The following is a 21,250-nucleotide window of genomic DNA, read 5'->3' on the forward strand; positions in this document are numbered from 1 at the left end:
TTGGTTGACGAATAGGGCAAAAGCGTACCGTATAGTAGCGGTTCGTAGGTTGCCCATGCAATAGGAAGGGTCAATAGATGTGGGTTACCTGGAATACAGATAACCCAGTTGCAACATTACTTAGGCATGATCCATGAGCCACCCACGCAACTTACGTTAGGTAACGCGAGGTAGTCTTGGTAGTTGCTCTCGTTGATACCGCCTGTGGGGCAAAAGCGAATGTCAGGGAACGGTCCATGAATCGATTTCAATAATTTTACGCCGCCAACGGCTTCAGCCGGAAACAACTTAAACCGATCATAGCCGTACTCGATCCCCATCATTAATTCAGATACGGTTGCAATGCCGGGAATCAATGGAATATCAGCGCCCTTGCCTGCCTCTAATAAAGCGGGCGTGGCACCTGGACTTATCGCAAATTGTGCGCCGGCCGTTTGCACTTGGGTAAGCTGAGTGATGTTTGTGACGGTACCCGCGCCAACAATAGCATCGGGTAGCTCGCGGCGCATTTCCTCAATCGCGTGCAACGCAGCGGTCGTCCTTAAGGTCACTTCCAACACTTTAAAGCCTTGCTTACAAAGTGTTCTCCCGAGCGGCACAGCCTGTTGAATGTCATCAATGACAATGACTGGAATAACGCTTGACGCATTAAGAATATCGTTAGCAGAATAGTTCATTAGAGTCCTCAATCGATATCAGCTGTCGCTGGTGCTTTACGCAATGTTTGTTTTAAGTACTGTGCCACGCCGCGCATGCCAGCATGTTCGGCGGTTATCACATAACAGGGAATCGACTCGGCTAAATTACAGAAACGACCTTTTTGTTCAAATCGTGTTCTAAATTCGGAAGCGGCCATGAGTGGCAATAGTTTGGGTACCACGCCTCCTGCGATATACACACCGCCGCGAGTGTTAAGCGTGAGCGCAAGGTTGCCCGCAAAACTACCCAGGCTGGCAAAAAACTGATTGACGGTCTCTGTCGCTATCGCATCGCAGTTAGTTAAAGCGCGCGCTCCAATTGTCTTCGCGCGCAACGGCGGTACTGCTCTGTCGTGGTAGTGCGCAATGGCTTGATAAAGGTTTTCAATGCCGGGGCCGGAAAGAAGACGTTCTGCTGATACCCGACCATCAAAACGACGTGCCAGAAATTCGTGAATCGCCCACTCCTTGTCATTAAGTGGTGCCCAATCGGCATGCCCGCCCTCACCCGGCAACGGCATTACATCACCGTTAGGCATGTGCACCAAATGTCCTACACCGAGACCGGTACCTGCGCCAAGTACAGCACAGGGAGCCGTTTCCACCTTTTTACCGCCGCCGATTTTCTTCATCTCGCTTTTATCGAGTGTCAGCAAGCTCATCGCAGCGGCCGCAAAATCGTTTAATACGATAAAACTGGTTAATCCCAGTGCTTCACGCGTACCACGCACGGAAAACTGCCAGTGGTGGTTAGTCATTTGAATCGAGTCACCCTCTGCCGGACAAGCAATGGCAATCGCTACATGTTCTAACGCAACGTCTTGTTGCTCACGATAAGCAATGAGCGCATCAGTTAGATTCAAATAATCCGCACAAGGAAACACTTGTATGCGATCGAGTTCAAAGGTTTTTAAGTTGATACGACCGAAACGCGCATTGGTACCACCAATATCTGCGACCACGGCAAATTCCGTGCTTAGGTCGAGTTGTGAGTCATTTACCATTTACTGATCTTCCCTAAAGAGCACGGATGCGCCTGACTCAGCGCCACTCAAATTAGCTCGAAAGTTGCCAAACAACTCTCGTCCCATGCCAAATTGATATTCTGATAAATCTGGCGCGACTATATCACGCGCATTGAGTTCATTCTCGTCAACAAGCACCTTTAAACGGGCATTTTCAAAGTCAACGCTAACCAAGTCACCATCCTTGATCTTCGCGATCACCCCTCCATCGACCGCTTCGGGCGTTACGTGGATAGCCGCAGGCACTGTCCCTGATGCGCCTGACATACGCCCATCCGTGACTAAAGCCACGTGGTAACCGCGCTTTTGTAGAACACTCAGTGATGGCGTTAGCTTATGCAGCTCAGGCATACCGTTGGCTTTGGGTCCTTGATAACGCACAACGACTACACAATCTTTGTTGAGCTTATCCGCTTTGAATGCATCAACCAGTTCATGCTGGCTGGTAAACACCGCTGCCGGTGCAGTGATCGGTTTGATGCCCTCAGGTAGAGAGGATGTTTTGATGACCGCACGGCCCAAGTTACCAGACAGGACCTCTAAGCCTCCATGCTTATTGAATGCTTGGGTGTGCGGTCGTAAAACGTCTTCGTCGAGCGATTCTTCAGCAATATCGACCCAGGTCAGCTGCCCTTCTTCGGTGAGCGTTGGGCGCTGCTGATATTTGTCGAGCCCGTGGCCGACAACCGTCTCAACGTCGTTATGTAATAAACCGGCTCGCAATAGTTCACGAATTAAGAACGGCATACCGCCGGCGCGTTGAAAGTGATTAATATCCGCTTGTCCATTAGGATATATTCGTGTCAATAACGGCGTAACGGATGATAACTCAGCGAAATCATTCCAATCGACTTGATAACCTGCGGCTTTTGCTACCGCTACAAGGTGCATGGTGTGATTGGTCGAGCCGCCTGTTGCCAACAGACCAATGATCCCGTTTACGATAGTCTTAGCCGTCACAATTTCGCCGATAGGCCGATAATCGGCTCCCAGATCGGTGATACGCGTGACGTGCTGCGCAGCGGCACGAGTCAATTGCTCACGCAGTTCACTGCCAGGATTCACGAACGAAGCACCGGGCAGGTGCAACCCCATCATCTCAATGACCAGCTGATTCGAGTTGGCGGTGCCGTAAAACGTGCACGTTCCCGCCGAGTGATAAGATGCAGATTCAGCGTCAAGTAACTGTTCCTTATCAACTTTACCTTCCGCATAAAGCTCGCGGATACGCGCCTTTTCTTTATTAGAAATACCCGACGGCATGGGACCGGCAGGTACGAAAATAAATGGCATATGACCAAAGCTCAATGCAGCGATCAAAAGACCGGGTACGATCTTATCGCAAATGCCAAGCATCAAGCCGCCATCAAACATGTTGTGTGACAAACTCACTGCGGTTGCCATGGCAATGACGTCGCGACTCAGTAGGCTCAACTCCATGCCCGGTTGTCCTTGCGTAACCCCGTCACACATAGCGGGCACACCGCCGGCGACTTGTGCGACACTGCCAACATCACGAATCGCCTTTTTTAGCTTTTCCGGATAATCATGGTAAGGCTGGTGAGCTGATAGCATATCGTTATACGCTGTCACGATACCAATATTAGCTTTCGTCAAGCTGCGCAGCTCACTTTTGTCCGATTGCCCACAAGCAGCAAATCCATGCGCTAAATTACCGCATGACAAAGCGCTACGATGCGGACCTTTGCGCCGCGCATGTTTCATGCGCTCCTGATATGCGTGACGTGTTGCTTCGCTGCGCGCTTCAATACGCTGCGTTACGCGTTCTACTACCGGATTCATAAGCACCTCTTACGCGGCTGAATAGTAAACATTAATAGGTGTTGTTCCCGCGTGAACAAAATCACTAATCGGATATTTTTTCGGATCAGGTTGCTCGAGCGCTGTTTGCAATACCGACCATTTATCATCGCCCGTAATGTGGAAAAACACATTATGACTGTTCAACAGGCGCTGTTTGGTTAAACTCAGTCGTGTATAAGGTGCCGTTATTGGCTGCGTCGCAATCAGTGCCTGCGGCTGAGTTAACCCAGCTTCAAGTTGCTCGCAACATGGAAAGAGTGAAGCGGTATGCCCGTCGTTACCCATGCCCAACACGACCACGTCAAATGTGGGTAAACTCGCTATTCTGGTTTCTAATGCTTTAGCAGCATTTTCAGCATGTTCATGACCTGTAAAAAGACTGACGTACTTAGCAGCAGCCGCTTTATTCTTCAATAAACAAGTTTTTATCAGCTTATCGTTGCTGTCGTCTGAATCGGGTAACACCCAGCGTTCATCAGCTAACAATATAGTAACCTTTGACCAATCAATAGACTGTTCATTAAGCTCAGAAAATAAAGGTTTCGGTGTGCGTCCACCGGATACCACTAAGGTCGCTTCGCCCTTTTGTTCGATGGCGCACGCAAGAATTTCTGCGATACGATCGCTTAATGAACTCGATAATGCTTGGTTACTATCAAAAGTATTCACGTTGATTCCCTCTATTTTATTCATCCCACTGCCTTCCGTCATGCGCTAATAAAGAAACGGCGGATACAGGTCCCCAGGTGCCTGCGTGATAAGGTTTTGGCGGTTGCTCGTTTTGTTCCCATGCCGCGAGAATGCCATCGACCCAACGCCACGCATACTCGACCTCGTCACGGTGCACAAATAAGTATTGGTTACCCTGCATTGCCTCGAGCATGAGCCGCTCATAGGCATCGGCAATACGCTTTTTCTCGAACGTTTCATCAAAACTTAAATCCAGTGTGGTCGCCTTTAGGTGCATTTGTTTGCCAAGACCCGGGATTTTATTCAACATTTGCACTTCCACACCTTCGTCGGGTTGGAGGCGAATAACCAATTTGTTTGGCTGTAAATCTGCGGTTGTATCGCTAAAGATGTTGTGAGGCTGCTTCTTAAATGTAATGACGACTTCACTGCGTTTTTCTGGCATGCGCTTGCCTGTACGCAAATAGAATGGAACACCTGACCAACGCCAGTTATCAATATTGACTTTTAGGGCGACAAAAGTTTCTGTATCGCTATTCTCGCGAGCGCCCTCTTCCTGCAAATAACCCGGTACTTTTTGCTCACCGATAAAACCACCTTGATACTGACCTCGTACCGAAACATCTTTGCAGTTTGACGTATCAATCGGTCGTAGAGCTTTCAAAACCTTTAACTTCTCCTCACGAATACTCTCTGCATCAAGCCGAGAGGGTGGCTCCATTGCAATGAGCGAGAGCACTTGCAGTAGATGATTCTGCACCATATCACGTAACTGACCCGCGTCATCGTAATAGCTCCAACGCCCTTCGACACCCACTTTCTCGGCAGCCGTAATCTGAATATGGTCAATAGCCGAGTTGTCCCAGTTGGAAGCAAATAGTGCATTGGCAAAACGTAGCGCGAGCAAATTTAATACGGTTTCTTTACCGAGGTAATGGTCGATTCGATAGATTTGACTCTCTTGAAAGTACTGCGCCACCGCTTGGTTAATCGTTTGTGAAGAAGCTAAATTGTGACCGATAGGTTTTTCCAGAATAACCCGCGTACTGTCATGAATCAGTGACTGGCGGCTTAAGCCGGCGCAAATAGTGGCATACAGACTAGGTGGCGTAGCGAGATAAAACACGCGATCGACCTCATCGGAGGTCGAGGCTTTGAGTGCTTGGTAAGCTTCATCTTGAGAAAAATCCATTTCAACATAATGAAAGCGCTTACAAAAACGTGCCAATACATCGTCAACTAACTCATCGTTAGACACAAACGTTTGCAGCGTATCCTTAACGCGCTCTTCAAACTGGCTGGCACTTAATTCCTCTCTGGCGACACCAATAATTTTACTCTCTTGATGCAATAACCCACTGCGATCTAATTGAAAAAGCGCAGGAATTAATTTGCGCCGTGACAGGTCACCCAGCACCCCGAATAACACTAAATCACTGCGTTGCAAACTGTCTGTCATGCATGCCTCGATTAATTTTAGTTGCTTGTTTTTGTAACTTTACTACATTTAGACTAGTTTAAGGGTGATAACTTTGTCAATATAACAAATAATTTCGTAACTAAATTACATAATGAGTCGTAAAACATATGGATTTGATTAACCGTATCTCGTCAGAGCAGAGTCAGTTCAGCAAGTCTGAACGCAAAGTGGCTGCGCTGATTTTGCATGAGCCCGAGCAAGCCATCCACCGAAGCATTGCCAGTTTGGCGGCTCTGGCGGGTGTCAGCGAACCGACCGTCAATCGATTTTGTCGTCGCTTGGGATGCAAAGGCTATCCTGACTTTAAGTTACAGCTAGCACAAAGTCTGGCGCAAGGTACGCCGTACGTGAACCGCGATATCGAAGAGAACGACAATGTTGATCAAATCACACAGAAAATTTTTGACTCAACATTAAATGCGTTGAGTATTGCGCGGCAGTCGCTGGATAGCCGCCCTATTGCTGCCACCGTTGAAGCCATGGTGAGTGCTCGAAAAATCGCATTTTTTGGTTTCGGTGCGTCCGCCTCTGTCGCCCACGACGCACAGAACAAATTTGCCCGATTTGATACGCCATCGGTGTTTTCAGATGATCCACTGGTCCAACGTATGTGGGCTATTAATAGCGAACCTAATGACGTCCTTGTTTGCATAAGCCACACGGGCCGCACCAAGGCACTCTGTGAAATAGCTGCCATAGCACACAACAACAAGGCAACGGTCATCGGTATAACGGCACCGAATAGCCCACTATCCGAAAACTGTCAATTTACTGTGTCGACAAACGTGCCCGAAGATACCGACCAATATATGCCAATGGCCTCTCGTATCGCTCAGTTGGTACTAATTGACGCGATCATTGCCGGTTACACATTGCAACGAGGCCCTAAATTTAGAGAAAAACTCGCGCGTGTAAAAGAGGGTCTCAAGGGCTCCCGTTACAGCAAACAAACCACAACAAAAGAATAGTTAGGAGTAGTTATGCCCATTCGTATAGCAATTAATGGTTTTGGACGAATCGGAAAAAATATTGTACGCGCTCTTTATGAACGAGGTCTGACTGACCATATCGAGCTCGTCGCGATTAACGACCTTGGCTCACCCGATGTACTTGCACATCTGCTTCAATTTGACACGGTTCACGGTCGATTTGCTGCACAAGTGGAAGCTGGCATCGATAGCTTGTCGATAGATAACCATACTGTAAGTGTTTACGCTGAGCGTGATCCGAGCCAGCTACCCTGGCAGGCACTAAACATTGATGTTGTACTAGAATGTACAGGCTTATTCACGGAACGCGATAAAGCCAAAGCACACATTGATGCTGGCGCAAAAAAAGTAATTATCTCTGCACCAGGCAAAAACGTTGATGCGACCGTCGTGTTCGGTGTTAATGATGAAATACTAACAGCAGACATGGATATTATTTCGAACGCCTCCTGCACAACTAACTGTTTAGCACCGGTGGCGAAAATACTGCACGAATCCCTGGGTATTGAGTCCGGTTTGATGACCACCGTGCATGCATACACTAACGATCAGCGCTTAACTGACTCCTATCACAGCGACTTACAACGTGCCCGAGCAGCTGCACAAAACATGATTCCATCAAAAACAGGCGCAGCTGCCGCGGTTGGACTCGTTATTCCCGAGTTACAGGGTCGTTTTGATGGTTTGGCTGTGCGTGTCCCGACCCCGAATGTGTCTTTAGTGGACCTCAACTTTATCGCAGCACGTGATACAACCGTAGAAGAGGTGAACGCTATCGTTAAAGCCGCTACAAACCAAGCGCCTATGAGCCAGGTCTTGGCGATCAACGAGTTACCTTTGGTTTCCTCTGACTACAATCATAATGATCATTCGAGTATTTTTGATGCGCGCCAAACTCGGGTCAATGGACGATTAGTTAAAGTGATGGCGTGGTACGACAATGAATGGGGCTTTAGTAATCGTATGCTTGATAATACAATAGCTCTGATGAATGCGGCGTCCAAAAAGGTTGTCACAAATTCTAAACAAGAAGTTAATACCACACATTGACGTTGTTAATTTTTTGTTCTAATTTGTGAAAGCGCTTACATTTTATACGCAGCCGTACAACAAGAACGATGAATCAGGAATTCAATTATGAACCCGATAACAACAAAAATACGCCCTATTGCTGCAGCGCTCGTAGCGCTCGGCTTAGTGGGGTGTGGTGGCGACAGTGTCGAAACCAACACTGACTACACCCAAATTGATACTACTGCTCCCGTTGAGGACTGGGAACTTGTTTGGAGTGACGAGTTCGACGGTAACAGTATTGACGAACGTAAATGGAACTTTGAAGTCAACTGCCAAGGTGGCGGCAATAATGAGCAACAATGCTACACCGACAGTCCTGACAATGCGTATGTTTCCGACGATACTTTGAAAATAGTTGCCCTGCCCGCTGGAGAAGGTGCTGAGAAACCATATACATCAGCACGTTTAAACAGCAAAATGAAAGGTGACTTCAAGTACGGCCGTATCGAAGTACGTGCAAAAATGCCGTCCGGGCAAGGTAGTTGGCCCGCAGTCTGGATGATGCCAACCGATTCAGTCTATGGTACTTGGCCGAAATCTGGCGAAATCGATATTGTCGAAGCCGTTAACCTCAAAACGACCGACGAAGAAGGTAACGTTGAGAACAATGTCCACGGTACCCTTCACTATGGTAGCGAATGGCCTGATAACGATTCTTCGGGTAAGTCATACGCTGTAGAAGGTAATCCAGCAGATGCTTTCCACACCTATGCTATCGAATGGCAAGAAGGCGAAATTCGTTGGTACGTAGACGATTATCTGTATGCAACTCAAATGGAGTCCACGGTTCGCTATAACAGCAAAGGTGAAGCCATTGGTTTGAATCATCAAGGTTGGTATACCGAGTTTTATAATCAGAGTACAGGTGAGCTAGAAGTTGCCTATGGTCCTGAGCCATTTGACCAACGTTTTTACCTCATCATGAATCTCGCTGTCGGCGGAGACTGGCCAGAAAATACGAATAACACGGGCATAGATGAAAGCGCTTTCGCAGAAGGTCAAACATTAGAAATCGACTATATTCGCGTATTCCAATGCTCACAAAATCCGGATACGGGTAAAGGTTGTGAAACCGTTCGTGCAGGTTATAAAGACGAAGAAACCCTTGTCACAGGTAAAGCCCCTATTCCAGTACCTCCAAGTACAACTATCCCCGACACGTTAACCATTTTTGACGGCACGCCTAATCCAGCATGGCCTGCATGGGATTGCTGTGGTGGTTCAACACCCGAATTGGTCAGTGATGCCGACAAAGGTGATGTTTACAAGTTTGTGGTCAACGAAACACCGACTGTAAATGGCTTTGTAAGTCGCGAAGCGTTTATTGAAGACGAAACCATTTCGCCACAACCTTACGATGCTTCACAAATCATCGATTCAGGCTATTTCACCTTTGACTTAAAAGTGGTAACGCCACCCAGTAACGGCAGCGCAGAATGGCTGTTCAAGGTTGAAAACAACGACGGTCAATACGCAGGACAGCTGCCGCTAACTGCGAGCGAAGAAGGTGTCGCTCCAACAGTCGGCGAATGGCAAACTTATACCTTCCCAATTAAAGCATTGGTCGACGCCGGCTTAAAAGAAGCCTCAGCAATCGATGTGTTAATGATCTTCCCGACATGGGATATGGGTAATGGTGCTGAATATCTCGTTACTAACGCCGAGATCGTATCACCAGAAGCGGCATCGCCTGAACTGGTTTTATTCGGTGACAGCGAAAACCCTGACTGGCCCATGTGGGATTGTTGTGGCGGTACGACACCCGTTGTTGTTACTGATGAAGAACGTGGCAATGTCGCGGAGTTTTCTGTTGGCGCTGAACCCGCAGTATTGGGCTTTAAGCCACCCGAAGATTCAGGTATCAAGTTTGATGCGAGCGCCCTAATGGTCGAAGGTGTGGTTCAGTTCGATTTAAAAGTCGTCGAGTCACCCTCTAATCCTGACTCTGTTTGGAAATTCAAAATTGAATCCAACAACGCGAAATCAGCACTTGAACTTGACCTTACTGAGGGTAGTGGTGGCGCAGAGCCGGTCGTGGGTGAATGGCAAACTTATACCTTTAGTTTGCAAGAACTCGCCAATCAAGGTTTTGACCTCTCAGCCATTGACGTTGTCATGATGTACCCAGCTTGGGACACCGGTGAAGGCGCTGTCTATCGTGTTGATGAGGCACGCATTTATAATCCTAGTGCTGGGCAAGAAGGTTTGGCGATATTTGAAGAGTCCTTGAATGAGGACTGGAACCTGTTTGATTGCTGTGCCGGTTCCAAACCTGGTGTCGTCGATAGTGGCGATGACCATGGACAAGTCACTGAGTTCGTCATTCAAAGTACCCCTGAGACGGTACTTGGCTTCCAAGCGAAGGACGAGGTTTCTTTTGACGCTTCAGCGATGTTAGCTAACGGTGCAATCAGTTTTGATATGCGAGTTATGAGTCAGCCGGAAGGTGCTGACGCACAGTGGTTATTTAAAGTTGAATCGAGCGATAGCAAAATATTCGTGGAAGTGCCTCTGGCCAGCGGTAACTACGGCGAAGAGCCAGTAGCAGGTGAATGGGCGACATATAACTTTACCCTGCAATCACTGTTTGACGCAGGTTTAGATATTAGCGATATCAAAACCATTATGATTTTCCCGACCTGGGGTCAGTCGCTCGGTGCTGAGTATCAAGTCGATAACTTAGTCATCGATAACTTCTAAGCAGTACGACAAACAGAAATGGATAGAACAATGAAAAAACCAATGACGTTTAGCATAAGTCCTGTTGCGACGGCAGTGTCACTCGTACTGACCGCGGGTCTGGCGTTTCCTGTATATGCGCAAGATCAAGGACAAGATAACGAAGAAAAAGCCAAAGAAGAATCCATTGAAGTCATTAATGTCAGTGGTATTCGCGGTAGCTTAGCACGCTCAACTGACTTTAAACGCCAGTCAAGCGGTGTTGTCGACGCAATTTCTGCTGAGGAAATGGGTAAATTCCCAGATACCAACTTGGCAGAATCACTGCAGCGTATTACCGGTGTCTCGGTGAGTCGAAATGATGGCGAAGGTAGCCAAATAACCGTACGTGGTTTTGGCCCAGAGTTTAACTTGATCACCCTCAATGGCCGGCAAATGCCAGGTACTGGCTTTAGTCGTTCTTACAATATGGAAGCCCTTTCGTCTGAGGGAGTTACAGCACTTGAAGTGTATAAAACTGCACGGGCTGATACACCCAGTGGTGGTTTAGGAGCAACGGTAAATATTGTTACTACTCGCCCATTCCAGCACTCAGGACAAAAGTTCGTAATCATGGGCAAAGCCCTGCACGATAGCTCAGTCGAAAAAGGCGATAGCGTGACGCCAGAACTGGCTGCGGTGTACAGTAATACGTTTGCCGATGATACGTTCGGTATCGCTTTCTCGGTTTCCCAGCAACGCCGTGACTTCCGCCAACAGTACGCCAATATACAAGGTTGGCAGGCGAATGTCGGTTTACCTGACCTTGACGAAGGGGACTATGTTGATCCTCGCCCCATCGGCGAGGATGGTGAGCGTATCGGCAACCACTTCTTTCCTAAAGATATGAACTATGGCTTTACCGACGTTCAAAACGAACGTACTAACGGTCAAGTGACGCTACAGTTTGCACCGACCGATACCATGGTACTGACTGCCGACTACACCGGTTCACGCCGAACGTCGGGTCGCGTCGGCTTTGGCTGGGGTATTTGGAACGAATTTGGTGGTAACATCAATTCCTATATCTTAGATGAGAACGGTACAGCGGTTTATGCCGATATCGCAGGTAATGATGCCTCATTTACCGCAAACTGGGATACCACTGAAATCGAGGCGGACTCCGTCGGTTTAAACCTGACATGGGACATCACGCCCGACTTTAGACTTTGGGTCGATGCCCATGACTCAAGCAACAGCATCGACAACGGTGCCGATCCCGGTCTCGGTTCAAATGGTCAAATCATTATGGGTTCTGACCAGTTGCAAACCAAATTCTACGACTATCGCAACGGCGAAATTCCGCAAGCGAGCGTACTTTGGAACAATGGGACTTCGGTGCTAGCACCCAACGAAATTGGCTCTAACTTTGGTCAATTCATCCACTCTCCAGGCGAATCCAACGTAAAACAGTATCAGATTGAAGGTACTTGGTATAATTCGGTGTTGGATATTCCTCTGGTCTCTGTGAAAGCGGGTATTTCACGCACCGATCAAGATATGAGCGGTTACGAAGCTTGGAGTGGTTTACGCGGTGGGCCCGGATTCAGTCCTAGTTTCGCCGAAATATTCCCAGACGGTATGTTCGAATACCATGACACCAGTGGTTTCCTAGACGAATTTGAAGGTGGCGGTTCTGACCTCGCACAAAACTATTATTACACCTACGATTACAACGAAGCGCTTGCGCGTCATGTGGCTTATCTAACCGAAGATCTCATGGGTGCTGATGAGTTTGTAGCCGATGCCTACTATGACGGTATTGATAGCCAAAGCTACGTGCGTGAGAAAACAGATGCCATCTTCTTGCAAACATCATGGGAATTCTCGCTCGGTGCGTTTCCAACCGAGCTCAATGTCGGCGTTCGTTATGAAACAACGGATGTTACCAGTACAGTGCGTCAACGAGTTGAACAGCAAGTCAACTGGGTCAGTGCTTCAGAGTGGATCATGCAGTATGAAGAAGGTGATGCGACTTTCTTGACGCAAACCGGTGAACACGACGTGTTCTTGCCGATGCTCGATTTGAAGGTCAACTTTACTGATCAATTGATTGGTCGCTTCTCAACAGGCAAAACCATCTCTCGTGCACCATTAGGCGCATTAGCCGGTGGTCGCAGTTTATCAGCAAGTCCAAAACCGGGTGCTCGCACAGGTAGCTCAGGTAACCCTAACCTGTTGCCATTTGAGTCAACCAACCTCGACTTAGCCATTGAATATTATTATGGCGAAGGTAGCTATGCATCGGTTGGTTACTTTAAGAAGGATGTTGATAACTTTGTTCAAACCACCATCACCGAAACGACGGTAGAAGGTTTGCGTGACATCTTTGAAGGGCCTCGCTATCAGCAAGCTGTCGCTGATGTTGAAGCGCGCGGTGAGCAAGCCACCAGCACGGCGATTTTTGAGCAAATGATAGCCAATGGTTACGGTAATGCGGATGGTGCTATTGAGCCAAATGCAGATGACCCTTTAATTGTTTGGAGCATCAGTCGCCCAAGCAACACCGATAGTAAGAGCGTCGACGGTTTCGAAATTGCGGCGCAACACCTCTTTGGACGTTCCGGATTTGGTTTAGCTGCTAACGCAACGTTCGTCGATGGCGATGTTCGTTTTGACGTAACCAGCCTTGAGCAGCAAGCACCGCTTACAGGCTTAAGTGACTCAGCTAACTTCCAAGCATTCTACGAGAAAGATGGTTGGTCTATCCGCGCTACATACGCGTGGCGTGATAGCTACCTGATTGGTGTTGGTCAGGCACAGGGCTCTTCTGATGCGCCACCACAGTTCGCTAAGTCTTATGGACAGTGGGACTTAAGTGTTAACTATGACGTGACTGAAAAGCTAACGGTATTCTTTGAAGGTATTAACCTCAACAACGAAACCGAAGAAGGTTACGGACGCTACGAAGAGCAGTTCCTGTTCGCACGTCAATACGGTCCACGTTACGCAGTCGGTGCACGTTACACCTTCTAAGTTTGCGTAACTCAGTTGCTTGTTGTCTTCCCTGGACCAACAAGCAACACCCATTAAAAAGGCCAGCTAAGTTATTAGCTGGCCTTTGCTTTTGCCTTATCAGCGATTGGTGAGCGAACTAATTATCGTCTTCCGACAAACATAGCACTTCATCGTTTATGGCTTTGGTGACTTGCAAGCGCGCATCGCGAATACTGACATGGCTATCCGCAGAGCTTCCCAGACGCAGTACTTCACCCGTACTCGCCGTGTCTACGCCGGCTTGTTCCAAGCATTGAACCGAGAAGTTTAACGTGGTCCATTGTTGCGCTGAGTCTTCATTTAGATACGCTTCAATATTCTGACTAAACTCACAGGCATCAGGTCCGCAGTTCAGTGACAATGTCAGCGGCTTATCTGGACTCGCTTTAACCGTCACACTCAACACGCCATCCTCGACACTATACGCCCGCAAATCTCGTGGAAAAGGACTTACAAAACTAAAGTAGTTTGCACCCTCGCCTTCAAACATAAAGCGTCGGGCATCCTCTTGAACTTGATCATCAAAAGTTTCAGCTTTTACGCCATTCAGTGACTGGATGCTGCTTGTCACTTCAATACGCTTTGCGCTATTGCCTATCATCAAGCGCCAAGGCGCTTGTGGCGAGCGCTCAAAGATCGCCATTTCTAACGGTTGGTCGCCAGTCGCAAAGTCGGTGTTTAACGTATCAAGGGTTACATTATCGTCAAAACTCAAACCATAGCCGAGTTTAAATAGTGGATCGTAATTGGCCTCATCTGCGTTTAAGCGTCCCTGAGTTGGCGTCTTCGGCCAAGAAAAAGGCAATTGACCAGAGATTGGGAAACGTGTCTGTCCTTCTGCATCTGTCACAAGTACATCCGCAACGCCTGCGCCCTCGCTACCTGGTAACCAAGCCGCTACAAAGGCATCAGAAGCATTGAGCTCCGGGTTCACATACATAGGTCGACCACTGATAAACACCGAAACAACAGGAATACCCTTCTCTTTAAGTCGTTTTAACAGTTCAAGATCGACCGCATTGCCGCGTTGATAATCTACATTATCAATATCGCCATTACCTTCGGCGTAAGGTGTTTCACCATAAACGACCACTGCAACATCAGGTTTTTCTTGATACTCACCATTAACAGCAAGCTCAGTTTCGCCGCCGGCTTGTTTTACAGCATCAGCGATGCCATCGTAGATCGACGTGCCACCTGGGAAGTCTTCATTGCTATTCCCGGTACCCTGCCAGCTTATCGTCCAGCCACCGGACTGTTGACCAATGTTATCGGCTGCCGGTCCAGCAACCAACACACGTTGGTTCGGCTTTATCGGTAACACGTTGTTGTTGTTCTTCAGTAGCACCAAAGACTCTCGCACGGCTTGACGAGCAATTGCGCGGTGTTCTTCAGCACCAATGAGTTCGGTTTTACCCGACAATGGACGATTCGCGGGTGACGGCTTATCAAATAGCCCAGCACGCATTTTTACACGCAAAATTCGGCGCACTGCGTCATCAATACGAGATTCTGCAATAGTGCCATCTTTTACCTGTGCAATGAGGTTTTCGTATAGCGGTTTCCAAGCTTGGGTTGGCACCATATAGACATCAAGCCCTGCGTTCGCTGCTTGTGGGCAATTATCATTGGTGCAGCCTTCAATTTGTCCATGACCGTTCCAGTCACCCACGACAAAACCATCAAAGCCCATTTTTTCTTTTAAGACATCAGTCAGCAGGTATTTACTACCGTGAATCTTATCACCATTCCACCGGTTGAAGCTTGCCATCACCGTTTGTGCGCCAGCCTCGAGGCCTCCCACATAGCCTTGAGCATGGATATCAAATAAGGTTTGCTCATCGACTTCTGTATTACCTTGGTCGATACCGTCGGTCGTACCACCATCACCAATAAAGTGCTTTACCGTGCTAATGACATTCTTTTCTGAAAGAAAGTCGCCATCCACATGGCCTTGCAATCCGCGCACAATTGAGGCTGCATAATCGCGCACTACCGCGGGATCCTCAGAGTAGCTCTCGTAGGTGCGTCCCCAGCGCACATCGCGTGCCACCGCAACAGTCGGCGCAAACACCCAGTCTATCCCGGTAACCATCACTTCGGTCGCCGTTACTTCAGCGATAGCTTCGATAAGCGCCGGGTTGCGTGCGGCTCCTAGACCAATATTATGCGGGAAGATGGTCGCACCCAATACATTGTTATGACCGTGCACCGCATCGGTACCCCACATCGTAGGAATATCAATACCATCGACACTATCATCAACAGAAGCTTGGTACATTGACTCTGCAAGAGCAATCCAATCCTGCGGTGTGGCATATTTATCGTTATTTGGGAAAGCACCACCACCGTTTAGGTAGCTACCAAAACCGTAACGACGCATATCTTCAACCGTAATGTCACGAATTTCAGGCTGGATCATCTGTGCGACTTTTTGCTCGAGCGTCATCTCGGCGAGTAATGTATCAATACGTTGTTCCATTGCTGGCTTTTGAGCAACAGGAATATCCAACTGTGGCCAAACTGAGTCCTCACTCATAGGTGCGGTTGTGTCTGCCGTACAGGCCGAAAGAATGGCTGCGGGTAACGCAGCCAATAGCCATTTTTTTTGTCTCATTATTCTGCCACCTCAGCTGTTTGCTTTGCTTTTTTAAAGGCACGGGGTACATAGCCAGCGAGACCGTAGTATGCGATGTAGGCATAACACATAAGGGGCACAATAAAGGCTGTTTGCACGCCTACCACATCAGCCAACGCTCCTTGACATAGTGGCAACACCGCGCCACCGACAATAGCTAAACACAAGATGCCAGAGCCTTGACCCGTGCTTTCTTTCAAGCCTTGTAATGCAAGACTGAAAATCGTTGGGAACATAATTGAGTTGCACAATCCAACAAATAGAATCGACCACATTGCGATGGCACCTGAACTCAAGATGGTAGTAAGAACAAGCAATATCGCACATGTTGCGTTAAACAATAGCACTCGATTGCCAGCAAAACGTTGCATGACGGCGGCTCCGATGAAACGTCCAACCATAGCACCGCCAAAATACCAAGATATATAATGAGAGGCTTGCGATGTCGTCATTCCGCCAATGTGGTCTTGTGACAAGTAAATCGCTAGAAAACTGCCAATACCAACTTCTGCGCCGACATAGACAAAAATCCCCAGCGCTCCTAATACCAGGTGCTTTTGACCCCATGCACCGCCTCCCGTTGGAAGTGGTGCCGCTTGGTCGACTTTGCCCATCGCGGGGAGCTTCAACCGAACGAAAATCAACGCCATGATGACGAGTGTTGCCGCTAAGATAAAGTAAGGTAACGAAACGGTATCCTTTGACACACCGGATACCTCGGGATCGGCTACACCACCAAAAATAAGCCAAGTGCCAAAGAACGGCGCTACCGTTGTGCCCAAAGAGTTAAAAGCTTGTGTCATCGTTAGGCGGCTGGATGAGGTCTTTTCTGGACCTAACCGTGTGACATAGGGATTCGCTGCGACTTGTAGAATCGTAACCCCGGATGCCAAAATAAATAAGGCACCTAAAAATAAACCGTAAACTTCTAGCTGTGCAGCGGGATAAAACAGCACACAACCTGCCCCCGCGGTTAGTAGGCCAACGATAATCCCAGACTTATATCCGATTCGACCCACCATCAACCCTGCCGGTACTGAAATGATGAAGTAAGCACCAAAAAAACAGAATTGGATCAACATAGACTGCGCGTAATTTAAATCGAATAACAAACGCAAATATGGAATAAGAATGTCATTGAGGCAGGTAATAAAGCCCCAGATAAAAAATAGTGATGTGAGCGCGGTCAGAGCAAACCGATAATTGGTCGGTTGTTCACTCCCGTGTAACGCTGAGGTTTGTGGAGTTGTCATAATTCCCTCTTGCTTTATTTTTTGACGATAGCCATCAGACCATCTAATATTATGTAAGCGCTTTCATGTATAGCATAATTTAATTCAAAGGCAATTAAAACCTGCCTGGCGAGCGAACTCTTATGAAAAAAATAACGCTACCTTATCAGTCACGACTAAACCATCCGAGTTTCACGTTTGGTGTTGCTACATCATCATTTCAAATTGAGGGCGATATTGCTGGCCGCGAACCCTGTATCTGGGACAGCTTTTGTCAGCAACCGAACGCGATAAAAGATGGCAGTAACGGCAACGTGGCTTGCGATCACATTCACCGTTGGCAAGAAGATGTTGAACTAATTAGCGAGCTGGGTGTTGATGCATATCGCTTTTCCATCGCATGGGGGCGTGTAATCAAAGCCAATGGTGAAATTAATCGAAGCGGTTTAAACTTTTATATCAAGCTCGTTGAGGCACTCGCGGAGCGCGGAATCCAATCTCACATAACGCTATACCACTGGGATCTACCTCAGTATTTGGAGGATCAAGGAGGATGGTTAAATCGCGCAACTGCCTATCGTTTCGCTGATTACGCGCGTGTGATAGCCGATGCACTCGGTCACCAAGTATCAAGTATTGCAACACTGAACGAGCCTTTCTGTAGTGCATATTTAGGTTATGAGGCAGGTATTCATGCTCCAGGACCTCAAGCAGGTGATGCTTCACGTCGCAAACAAGGACGTCAAGCTGCTCACCATTTGCTTTTAGCACATGGTTTAGCATTACAAGCCCTGCGCGACAGCTTCGCTGATGGTAAAGCGCCGGCGTTAGGCGTGGTACTTAATTTTAGCCCGTGTCATCCGCTGACTTCGCAGCAAGCCGATCGCGACGCCGCTGAATTTGCTCATCAGTACCACAATTTATGGTATCTACAACCAATGCTTAGCGGTACTTATCCCGATGTTATTGAGCAATTGGCTGTTACGGATCGTCCGCAAATAAATGCCGGCGATATGGCGATCATCAATCAGCCACTCGACTTTCTCGGTGTAAACTACTATACCCGAACCGTATTTAAGGCCAACCAACAACATGGTTTCAGTGATGTGCCGGCATCGGGCGACGGGTTAACCACCATGGGTTGGGAAGTTTATGCGAAGGGGCTGACTGAAATTTTGCTCACACTGGATCGCCAATATGACAACCTACCACCGATTTACATTACCGAGAACGGTATTGCGACCGCCGACAGCTGTAATAAAGGTGAAGTTGACGATGTGATGCGTATCGATTATTTTCAGAGCCATTTATTGGCGGTTCACGACGCAATTAATCACGGTGTGGATATAAGGGGCTATTTTGCCTGGAGCCTGATGGACAACTTTGAGTGGGCAGAGGGCTATACACAACGCTTTGGGATTATCTATGTCGACTACAATACACAACAGCGCACATTTAAAAACAGTGCAAAAGCTTTACAGAAACTCTTCTTAGCTAGACAATCACAGCATCACGCTGTGGAGGATATATGCTAAGTCGCACCGAAAAAATAGCCTACGGCTTAGGTGACACAGCCAGTAACATCATTTTCCAAACGGTTATGTTGTTTCTGGCTTTTTTTTATACAGACATTTTTGGTATCTCAGCCGCCGCTGTGGGCAGTATGTTCCTCGTTGTGCGACTTATCGATGCCGTCACCGACCCACTCATGGGTTTACTTACCGACAAGACACGCTCGCATCACGGTCAGTTCCGCCCTTACCTAGTATGGATGGCAGTACCCTTTGCAGTTTTCAGCGTATTGGCGTTTACTACTCCCGAAGTAGACGGTTTCGGTAAACTTATTTATGCATACATTACGTACACGTTACTCATGTTGGCCTACACGGCGATCAATATTCCTTATTCCGCACTTGGTGGCGTATTAACGGAAGATCCATCGGAACGTGTATCAATTCAATCGTATCGCTTTGTACTTGGCATGTTAGGTGGCTTATTAGTCACCACTTGTACGTTGCCTCTGGTCGATTGGTTCGGCGATGGTAGTCCAGTCATTGGCTATCAACTCACTATCGTCACGTTGAGCATATTCGGAATGATACTTTTTGTTGTATGCTTTTTGGGTACAAAAGAACGTCTCAGACCACCAAAGCAACAACATCTTTCGTTTCGACAGGCGCTTCGGACCTTATGGCAGAATGAACAATGGCGCCGACTATCCGTTGCAGCAGCGCTTGTACTGACAGGTATCGCTTTAAAAAATACACTCGCTGTTTACTATGTTAAGTATTACCTTGTGCGCGATGATCTAGTGACCGCCTTTGTAAGCACTGGTATGGTCGGTAATATCATGGGTTGCGCATTAGCCCAGTATGTGTGTCGATATATGGATAAAGTCAATGCCTACATTAGTATTCAGATACTCGCTGCTATTGTTTGTATTGCTGCCTTCTGGGTGAGTCCCGAACAGTTGGTTGCCGCTTTTGTCATGTATTTTTTATGGGGCTTATTCCTGCAAATGGGTACGCCTATGTTATGGGCAAAAATAGCAGATGTTGCAGATTACGGGTATTGGAAGACCGGCGTAAGAGCCACAGGTTTGGTGTATTCATCGGTCGTCTTTTTTATTAAGTTTGGTCTTGCACTAGGTGGCGCCATTAGTGGTTGGTGGTTAGCTTTTTACGGCTATACCCCCAATCAAATTCAAAGTGAAGAGGCACAACATGGCATTCAACTCGCCTTTACCATTTTGCCTGCCTTGGCTTCGTTACTGGTGGCAGCGGTCATGCTACGCTACACCTTGAAGCAAAAACGCGTACAACAAATTTCAGAAGCCTTGGAGCAATACTCATAATATGGCGACCATTTACGAAGTATCTAAACTGGCGGGTGTTTCTTTAGCAACCGTATCACGCGTGATTAATAATAATACGCCGGTGCGTGAAGCAACTCGAGTCAAAGTACTTGAAGCCATGGATAAACTAGGCTATCACCCCAACTCCATTGCTCAGTCCTTGGCTTCGAGCCGCTCCAATTCCATTGGTATTGTGGTTTCAGAACTCAACGGTCCATTTTTTGGAACTTTGTTGAGTGATATTGAGGCCGCTTTCAGACGTGCAGGAAAGCATGTCATTATCGCTGCGGGTCACAGCGATGAACGTTTGGAAAAAGAAAGTATTGCCTTTCTAAAAAGTCGCAACTGCGACGCACTTATTTTACACGTTGAAGCGGTCTCAGATGATTACTTACGCCAGCTTAAAGAGGGCGGCACGCCATTTGTAATTCTCAACCGATTTGTCGAAAGCATGTCCGATCGCTGTGTCACTTTGAACAATCAGCACGGCGGTTACCTCGCCACTCAGCATTTGCTTCGCAACGGGCACCGTAAAATTGGTTACATATCGGGTCCTATGTGGAAAAACGATGCGGAGCAGCGCTATCTTGGTCACCTGCGCGCCCTCGCCGAGTACGGTATCGAATCCAAAAGTAGCTTATTTTACGAAGGCGACTTTCATGAACTCGGTGGCGTTAAAGGCGTTGCTGCACTACTACATGCTGATGCTGACATCACCGCTATCGTTTGTGCGAACGACGAAATGGCGGCAGGCGCTGTCACAACGGCACGCGAACAGGGCCTGCGACTGCCCGAGGATTTATCAATTATCGGGTTTGATAATGTGAATTTTTCACATTATATGTACCCTAAATTGACCACCATTGATTATCCCATTGGCGGCATGGGCGTCATGGCGGCGCGCTGGGTACTCAAACACATTTATCAACAAAAACTCGATAATATCCAGACCGTGTTTGAGCCTCGGGTGATCGAACGCGATTCAGTTCACAGTATTTAAACGCATAAAAAAAGCTCGTGCTTCACGCACG

At 47.7% G+C, this 21,250-nt stretch carries 14 protein-coding genes; 7 read left to right on the forward strand and 7 right to left on the reverse strand.

Going from position 1 to position 21,250, the window contains the following annotated elements; genetic code table 11:
• Nucleotides 1-116: 116 nt before the first annotated feature.
• The 5 genes from OS145_RS06260 to zwf are packed head-to-tail and all read right to left on the reverse strand — an operon-like array spanning nucleotide 117 to nucleotide 5,696.
• Nucleotides 117-677, reverse strand: a complete 561-nt coding sequence (locus tag OS145_RS06260; RefSeq protein ID WP_006955411.1) for a bifunctional 4-hydroxy-2-oxoglutarate aldolase/2-dehydro-3-deoxy-phosphogluconate aldolase — start codon at nucleotides 675-677, stop codon at nucleotides 117-119.
• Nucleotides 678-685: 8 nt separating this feature from the next.
• Nucleotides 686-1,702: a glucokinase gene (gene glk / locus OS145_RS06265; RefSeq protein ID WP_006955412.1), complete on the reverse strand. Its 1,017-nt coding sequence runs from the start codon at nucleotides 1,700-1,702 to the stop codon at nucleotides 686-688.
• On the reverse strand, nucleotides 1,703-3,526 hold the full coding sequence (edd, locus tag OS145_RS06270) for a phosphogluconate dehydratase (protein WP_006955413.1): 1,824 nt from the start codon (nucleotides 3,524-3,526) through the stop codon (nucleotides 1,703-1,705).
• A 9-nt stretch (nucleotides 3,527-3,535) separates the two neighbouring features.
• The gene (gene pgl / locus OS145_RS06275) at nucleotides 3,536-4,240 is read right to left on the reverse strand and encodes a 6-phosphogluconolactonase (RefSeq protein ID WP_006955414.1); all 705 of its coding nucleotides are present in this window, start codon (nucleotides 4,238-4,240) and stop codon (nucleotides 3,536-3,538) included.
• The gene (zwf, locus tag OS145_RS06280; RefSeq protein ID WP_006955415.1) at nucleotides 4,233-5,696 is read right to left on the reverse strand and encodes a glucose-6-phosphate dehydrogenase; all 1,464 of its coding nucleotides are present in this window, start codon (nucleotides 5,694-5,696) and stop codon (nucleotides 4,233-4,235) included. The genes pgl and zwf overlap by 8 nt, the downstream gene beginning before the upstream one ends.
• A gap of 128 nt (nucleotides 5,697-5,824) precedes the next feature.
• On the opposite strand from zwf, the gene hexR reads away from it, so the two are divergent.
• The 4 genes from hexR (at nucleotide 5,825) to OS145_RS06300 (ending at nucleotide 13,474) form a co-directional block, all read left to right on the forward strand.
• Nucleotides 5,825-6,685: a transcriptional regulator HexR gene (gene hexR, locus OS145_RS06285; RefSeq protein ID WP_006955416.1), complete on the forward strand. Its 861-nt coding sequence runs from the start codon at nucleotides 5,825-5,827 to the stop codon at nucleotides 6,683-6,685.
• 12 nt (nucleotides 6,686-6,697) lie between these two features.
• Nucleotides 6,698-7,756: a type I glyceraldehyde-3-phosphate dehydrogenase gene (gene gap / locus OS145_RS06290; protein ID WP_006955417.1), complete on the forward strand. Its 1,059-nt coding sequence runs from the start codon at nucleotides 6,698-6,700 to the stop codon at nucleotides 7,754-7,756.
• Between the two features lie 87 nt (nucleotides 7,757-7,843).
• Complete coding sequence (locus OS145_RS06295; protein WP_006955418.1) at nucleotides 7,844-10,480, forward strand: glycoside hydrolase family 16 protein; 2,637 nt, start codon at nucleotides 7,844-7,846, stop codon at nucleotides 10,478-10,480.
• 30 nt (nucleotides 10,481-10,510) lie between these two features.
• Nucleotides 10,511-13,474 carry a TonB-dependent receptor gene (locus OS145_RS06300; protein ID WP_006955419.1) on the forward strand — a complete coding sequence of 988 codons (2,964 nt, stop codon included), beginning with the start codon at nucleotides 10,511-10,513 and terminating at the stop codon, nucleotides 13,472-13,474.
• A gap of 118 nt (nucleotides 13,475-13,592) precedes the next feature.
• On the opposite strand, the gene OS145_RS06305 is transcribed toward OS145_RS06300, so the two are convergent.
• A complete protein-coding gene (locus OS145_RS06305) occupies nucleotides 13,593-16,112 on the reverse strand; it encodes a glycoside hydrolase family 3 protein (protein ID WP_006955420.1) in 2,520 nt (839 codons plus the stop codon).
• Nucleotides 16,112-17,386: a sugar MFS transporter gene (locus OS145_RS06310; RefSeq protein ID WP_006955421.1), complete on the reverse strand. Its 1,275-nt coding sequence runs from the start codon at nucleotides 17,384-17,386 to the stop codon at nucleotides 16,112-16,114. The genes OS145_RS06305 and OS145_RS06310 overlap by 1 nt, the downstream gene beginning before the upstream one ends.
• 122 nt (nucleotides 17,387-17,508) lie before the next feature.
• On the opposite strand from OS145_RS06310, the gene OS145_RS06315 reads away from it, so the two are divergent.
• From OS145_RS06315 to OS145_RS06325, 3 genes are read left to right on the forward strand one after another with little or no spacing between them, the layout of a single operon-like run.
• On the forward strand, nucleotides 17,509-18,900 hold the full coding sequence (locus OS145_RS06315) for a GH1 family beta-glucosidase (RefSeq protein ID WP_006955422.1): 1,392 nt from the start codon (nucleotides 17,509-17,511) through the stop codon (nucleotides 18,898-18,900).
• Complete coding sequence (locus OS145_RS06320; RefSeq protein WP_006955423.1) at nucleotides 18,894-20,219, forward strand: glycoside-pentoside-hexuronide (GPH):cation symporter; 1,326 nt, start codon at nucleotides 18,894-18,896, stop codon at nucleotides 20,217-20,219. The genes OS145_RS06315 and OS145_RS06320 overlap by 7 nt, the downstream gene beginning before the upstream one ends.
• A 1-nt stretch (nucleotide 20,220) precedes the next feature.
• Nucleotides 20,221-21,219: a LacI family DNA-binding transcriptional regulator gene (locus OS145_RS06325; RefSeq protein ID WP_006955424.1), complete on the forward strand. Its 999-nt coding sequence runs from the start codon at nucleotides 20,221-20,223 to the stop codon at nucleotides 21,217-21,219.
• Nucleotides 21,220-21,250: the final 31 nt, after the last annotated feature.

Source organism: Idiomarina baltica OS145 (genome assembly GCF_000152885.1).
Classification (GTDB): Bacteria; Pseudomonadota; Gammaproteobacteria; order Enterobacterales; family Alteromonadaceae; genus Idiomarina; species Idiomarina baltica.

Coding starts and splice junctions, on each gene's coding strand:
- edd (WP_006955413.1), bottom strand. CDS start 3,526: ATGAATCCGGTAGTAGAACGCGTAACGCAGCGTATTGAAGCGCGCAGC.
- OS145_RS06310 (WP_006955421.1), bottom strand. CDS start 17,386: ATGACAACTCCACAAACCTCAGCGTTACACGGGAGTGAACAACCGACC.
- OS145_RS06260 (WP_006955411.1), bottom strand. CDS start 677: ATGAACTATTCTGCTAACGATATTCTTAATGCGTCAAGCGTTATTCCA.
- OS145_RS06325 (WP_006955424.1), top strand. CDS start 20,221: ATGGCGACCATTTACGAAGTATCTAAACTGGCGGGTGTTTCTTTAGCA.
- OS145_RS06300 (WP_006955419.1), top strand. CDS start 10,511: ATGAAAAAACCAATGACGTTTAGCATAAGTCCTGTTGCGACGGCAGTG.
- gap (WP_006955417.1), top strand. CDS start 6,698: ATGCCCATTCGTATAGCAATTAATGGTTTTGGACGAATCGGAAAAAAT.
- zwf (WP_006955415.1), bottom strand. CDS start 5,696: ATGACAGACAGTTTGCAACGCAGTGATTTAGTGTTATTCGGGGTGCTG.
- glk (WP_006955412.1), bottom strand. CDS start 1,702: ATGGTAAATGACTCACAACTCGACCTAAGCACGGAATTTGCCGTGGTC.
- OS145_RS06305 (WP_006955420.1), bottom strand. CDS start 16,112: ATGAGACAAAAAAAATGGCTATTGGCTGCGTTACCCGCAGCCATTCTT.
- hexR (WP_006955416.1), top strand. CDS start 5,825: ATGGATTTGATTAACCGTATCTCGTCAGAGCAGAGTCAGTTCAGCAAG.
- pgl (WP_006955414.1), bottom strand. CDS start 4,240: ATGAATAAAATAGAGGGAATCAACGTGAATACTTTTGATAGTAACCAA.
- OS145_RS06295 (WP_006955418.1), top strand. CDS start 7,844: ATGAACCCGATAACAACAAAAATACGCCCTATTGCTGCAGCGCTCGTA.
- OS145_RS06315 (WP_006955422.1), top strand. CDS start 17,509: ATGAAAAAAATAACGCTACCTTATCAGTCACGACTAAACCATCCGAGT.
- OS145_RS06320 (WP_006955423.1), top strand. CDS start 18,894: ATGCTAAGTCGCACCGAAAAAATAGCCTACGGCTTAGGTGACACAGCC.